At 70.1% G+C, this 546-nt stretch carries 1 protein-coding gene; it reads left to right on the top strand.

Going from position 1 to position 546, the window contains the following annotated elements; all coding sequences use genetic code 11:
* Window positions 1-72 precede the first annotated feature (72 nt).
* A complete protein-coding gene (gene tnpA, locus Q664_RS44020; protein WP_052519447.1) occupies window positions 73-450 on the top strand; it encodes an IS66 family insertion sequence element accessory protein TnpA in 378 nt (125 codons plus the stop codon).
* Window positions 451-546 lie beyond the last annotated feature (96 nt).

Raw genomic sequence — 546 nt, 5'->3', positions numbered from 1 at the left:
TAAGCGCTCGGCGGACCACACCTTCCGCGAGAGGGAGGAGGCGTTCAGCGTCGCGTTCCAGGAGGAGTAGACATGGGACGCGACACGGAAAGAGTGGAAGCCAGGCTGGCGAGGGCCGCGGCAAGCAACTACTGGACGGAGGCCGAGGCACAGGCGGTGCTGGAGGCCTGTGAGGCGAGCGGGTTGTCGGTGGCGGAGTTCGCCCGCCGCCATGGGCTGGGTCCACAGCGGCTGAGGTGGTGGAAGAAGCGACGGGCCGGGGAGACGCGCTCGGCGCTCTCGTTCGTGCCGGTGCACGTCGCGGCGCCGCCGTCGCCAGAAGCCCAACGGGCGGCAGGCGCGGCCAGCATGGAGGTGGTGCTGAGCAGGGGGCGGAGGCTCCGGGTGGAGCCGGGTTTCGACGCAGGCGAGGTGGCGCGGTTGGTGAGGGCGTTGGAGGAAGCATGCTGACGCTGCCTGCCTCGGTAAGAATCCACCTGGCGAGCCAGCCGGTGGACATGCGCAAGTCCTTCGACGGACTGTCCCTGCTGGCGCGGCAGGTGCTGC

This window comes from Archangium violaceum Cb vi76 (assembly GCF_000733295.1).
Lineage (GTDB): Bacteria > Myxococcota > Myxococcia > Myxococcales > Myxococcaceae > Archangium > Archangium violaceum.
The sequence above is the reverse complement of the archived record's forward strand: the minus strand, read 5'-3'. Positions and strand labels throughout refer to the sequence as shown.

Coding starts and splice junctions, on each gene's coding strand:
- tnpA (WP_052519447.1), top strand. CDS start 73: ATGGGACGCGACACGGAAAGAGTGGAAGCCAGGCTGGCGAGGGCCGCG.